We start from the raw sequence: 4,324 nt of genomic DNA, 5'->3' as shown, positions 1-4,324 counted from the left end.
TAGCGAGAATGTCGCCAGTTTAGATGTATTGCTAAATAGTTTTGTATTCCTAAGCGATAAATAATTTCTTCACTAAAGGCAGCAACGAGGAAAAATACAAAATTAGCAGCAGAATAATTCTCTATAGTCATGTTGCCATCAAATAATCTCCTCATTGAGGAGGCAAGTTCAGGGTTAGTAAACTTAAATAAAATAATAGAGTATAATATGGAGAATGCTGTAACAGCCAAAGTAGGAATTATAAATTGGGAAAGTTTCAGTAAATGGTCTTTAACTTTCCTTGTAGAAACATGATTTTGTAAAGAGAGTGGATAGGCAAAAATGGCTCCGAAAATCAATAATATTATGTTTAAAAATTTGAAAACTACAGGTATTGGTTGTTTTGCAACTTTAGCTATGTTGTTAGTTGGTAGTGCAGAAGCTAAAGCAGCAACAATAACTTTCGATGCAGAAATATATACTAGCGATGTTAATACCTGTAATTCTCCATTGACCAAAGCTGAATGTTTTATGGAAAAGGGATTTAATGTAGCAGCATTTTCAACACGGAAAGTAGGTACTGAGGAAGCTTTTTTTAGTGAAACAGGACATTTTCATGCTCGTAATAGTTATGAAGCTCAACACTTTAGCTCTAACCGAGAAGATCCCGAAGAGTCCAGACTTTTAGGTATATTTATAACTGCAAAAAATGGTGGTGAATTCAATTTAGAAAGTTTAGATTATCAATTGCGGAATAATGAAAGAACAATTGATGGTTATACAACTGATGATACTCAAATCTTAATTTCTACAACATTTGACCCGACAATGCCAGTGCTTGGTCAATTTACAGAATATTCTATTGGTAACGATATATCCTTACCTTTTGAAACTTTATCATTAGAAGGTTTTGAAAATATTACTCAGGTTTTTATTTCTAGTTCTGGTGATGTGAATTTTGATAATATCAATTTAATTCCTGTTCCTGAACCGACTTCAATATTAGGTTTATTAGCTTTAGGTACATTTGGTGGTGCTTCTATTTTGAAGAGCAAACAAAAATAACAAGCTCTTCAATAATTAATAATTAATAATTAATAATTAATAATTAATTATTACNATATTAGGTTTATTAGCTTTAGGTACATTTGGTGGTGCTTCTATTTTGAAGAGCAAACAAAAATAACAAGCTCTTCAATAATTAATAATTAATAATTAATAATTAATAATTAATTATTACCTCTTCTTTCTAAGAATAGGATTGACTAAAAGGATTTTTTTTCTCGCTTTTTTCTCCATGAATGGAGAGGCTTTATACCTTAATTTTTCGGTAAGCATTTAATGGTAATGAAGCTGATAACTAATAGCTGACCGCTGAATGCTTAAACAAAATTAAATTATTCATAATAGCTATGTCTTTTTATGGAAGACATAGCATTTTTTTATTGGCAGTAAAAAAGTTGATTTAGTTGAGTCTAAGAAAATTTATAGTATAGTATAGACTACTATTTTTTTTAAGTCCGAAAACTTCCCTTTATTGAAACCTCCCTCTTAAAGGCGAGGTCTAATTTATTTATAGTATTCGCTATTACTGGCGCGGAAATTATCAAATTATCAAATATAGTCACAGTAAGAATGTACGGGCAAATAACTATTCCTCCCTACTAACTTCTGACTTCTAACTTATAACTTTAGCTATATGTTTGGTTTTATTATTGTTTTATTGGCATCATTCTGTTTTTGTTTCCAAAATGTCATTGTCAGAATTCTCTTCAATGAACAAATAATTTTAGGGATTTTTCCCACAGGTGGATTTGTTATACCTAACCTACAAAATTCTTTTCTACTAATGTTTATGCGGATGTTATTAGTAGTTCCATTGATGGCATCCTTTGCGACAAGACTTTACCCACTTACCTGGAAAGATATTAGAGAATTAGGAAATAAAGAAGCACGTTCTGTATTAGGGCGATCGCTCCTGGGTGGAGTGTTGATGTTTCTATACTTAGCACTGCTTTATCTATCTATTGGTTTAATCGAAACTGGAATTGCTTCAGCTCTGTTTTTTACTTACCCGATATTCACTTCGCTGCTTTCTTGGGGATTTTTAGCTATTCNAGATATTAGAGAATTAGGAAATAAAGAAGCACGTTCTGTATTAGGGCGATCGCTCCTGGGTGGAGTGTTGATGTTTCTATACTTAGCACTGCTTTATCTATCTATTGGTTTAATCGAAACTGGAATTGCTTCAGCTCTGTTTTTTACTTACCCGATATTCACTTCGCTGCTTTCTTGGGGATTTTTAGCTATTCCTCCAACAAGGTTTCGGTGGATGGTAATGCTAGTTGTGTTAGTCGGTACTTTTCTGACTATTCCTTATACTCAGACAACATCTGATAGTTACAACGGAATTGGAGTAATTTTTGGCATTGGTTCCGGACTTGCTTATGCTCTCTATACTGTAAATGCACAAAAAAGTTTTGAAGGTATACATCCGGTTCCTTTTACTTGGATTAGTTTTGCTACTGCTTTAGGTTTATCTACTCTTAGTTTATTTATTTGGCAGGGAGATAATGCTGACCTTAACTGGACTCCTATGTGGGTTGGTGGTTTTCTGTCGGCGATCGTTACTTTGAGCGGTCATTTAATGATTAATTACGGAATTAAGTTGATAGGTGCTACTACTGCTGCAACTATTGGCGCGACTAATCCCAGTTTAACAGCAATTTTAGCATGGTTAACAATTCAAGAAACTATTAATGGTTTGCAAATTCTGGGTATTGTTATTGTTACTGTGGGTATTTTGTTGTTGAGTCAAGAACATAGAATTTCATCTTAGGAATATAATAGACCTCTCCGGAAAAGAGGGAACAGGGAACAGGGAACAGGGAACAGGGAGATATAATTGATAATTTATGGATAGTAATTGATTTTATTTTGAATTTTCGGAGATGACTAATGACAAATACTATTGCCAAAACAAATATAGATCGCCTATCGGTAAATTTTCAAGGAAATGAAGGAAATAACTTTTCCATTAATCCCTCTATTTCTGCTGATAGTCGTTATATTGCTTTTGAATCTGCTGCTAATAACTTAGTCATAGGAGACACAAATAACCAAACAGATATTTTTATTACAAATAGAGAATTTAAAACTACAAATATTGTTTCGGTAAACTCTTTTGGAGTTGGGGGAAATCTCAATTCTTTTCATCCTTCTGTTTCTGGTGACGGTCACTTTGTAGCCTTTGCCTCTAATGCCAATAATTTAGTGCTAGGAGATAACAATAATACAACCGATATTTTTCTCAGAGACTTCCTAACCAGTACAACTACAAGAATATCTGTAGATTCTCTAGGCAACCAAAGCAATGCTGCTTCAATAAATCCCACTATTTCTGCCGACGGTCGCTTCATTGCTTTTGAGTCTGATGCTACCAACTTAGTTATGGGAGATATTAACAACGCTAGAGATATTTTTCTACATGACACCCTAACTGGTATAACTACCCAAATATCTAGAAACTCCCTAGGCGATCAAGCAAATTTTAGTTCTTTTAACCCCGCTATTTCTGCTGATGGTCGCTTTATCGCTTTTGACTCTTTTGCGACTAATCTTGTGGCAGGAGATACTAATAATACCAGAGACGTTTTTTGGCACGATACCCTAACTGGGATTACCAGCAGTATTTCAATAGATGCTTTAGGCAACCAAGGAAATTTAAGTTCCATAGCTCCCTCTATTTCTAATGATGGTCGCTTTATCGCCTTTGAGTCTACGGCAACTAATCTAGTACCGGGAGATATCAATGGTGTCAGAGATATATTTGTGCGGGATTTGCTAAATGGCATCACAACTCGCGTTTCTGTAGATATTTTTGGTAATCAAGTTAGTAGAAGTTCCTTTGCACCGACGATTTCTGGTGATGGTAGGTTTGTCGCTTTTGATTCTTTCGATCCGTTACTGGTGCCTGGAGATAGCAATGGCACTAATGATATATTTGTGCGGGATTTGCTAAATGGAGTCACGACTAAAATATCGGTAAATTATCAGGGGTTAGAAGGAAATTTGACTTCTTTTAATCCGGCGATTTCTGCTTTCGGGGAAGTTGTCGCTTTTGACTCTTTTGCAACTAATTTAGTAGTTGGAGATAATAATAATAGTCGGGATGTTTTTGTCTGGAGTCAGAATGTTTTTTAATAACTGGAGAGTACAAAGTTCTTCTAAAAAACGATTTACTTGTCTAACTGAAAGTATTATTGGTAAAGACTTAGAGCATATAGAACCCCTGAAGGGATCTATGAATTTGAGTGTGGGAGGAGAGGGGGAAGAGGGGGAAGAG

Annotated in this window: 4 protein-coding genes; all 4 read left to right on the top strand. The window is 34.5% G+C overall.

Going from position 1 to position 4,324, the window contains the following annotated elements; translation table 11 throughout:
- The first annotated feature begins 129 nt into the window (after window positions 1-129).
- Window positions 130-294, top strand: coding sequence for a hypothetical protein (locus AFK68_RS38395; RefSeq protein WP_210407297.1), 165 nt, complete (start codon window positions 130-132; stop codon window positions 292-294).
- A 27-nt stretch (window positions 295-321) separates the two neighbouring features.
- Complete coding sequence (locus AFK68_RS08265; RefSeq protein WP_094672322.1) at window positions 322-1,044, top strand: PEP-CTERM sorting domain-containing protein; 723 nt, start codon at window positions 322-324, stop codon at window positions 1,042-1,044.
- A gap of 1,057 nt (window positions 1,045-2,101) precedes the next feature.
- The gene (locus AFK68_RS41285) at window positions 2,102-2,818 is read left to right on the top strand and encodes a DMT family transporter (protein ID WP_256386515.1); all 717 of its coding nucleotides are present in this window, start codon (window positions 2,102-2,104) and stop codon (window positions 2,816-2,818) included.
- A 119-nt stretch (window positions 2,819-2,937) separates the two neighbouring features.
- Window positions 2,938-4,182 carry a PD40 domain-containing protein gene (locus AFK68_RS08255; protein ID WP_094672320.1) on the top strand — a complete coding sequence of 415 codons (1,245 nt, stop codon included), beginning with the start codon at window positions 2,938-2,940 and terminating at the stop codon, window positions 4,180-4,182.
- Window positions 4,183-4,324: the final 142 nt, after the last annotated feature.

The organism is Hydrocoleum sp. CS-953 (genome assembly GCF_002260545.1).
Classification (GTDB): Bacteria; Cyanobacteriota; Cyanobacteriia; order Cyanobacteriales; family Microcoleaceae; genus Trichodesmium.
The sequence above is the reverse complement of the archived record's forward strand: the minus strand, read 5'-3'. Positions and strand labels throughout refer to the sequence as shown.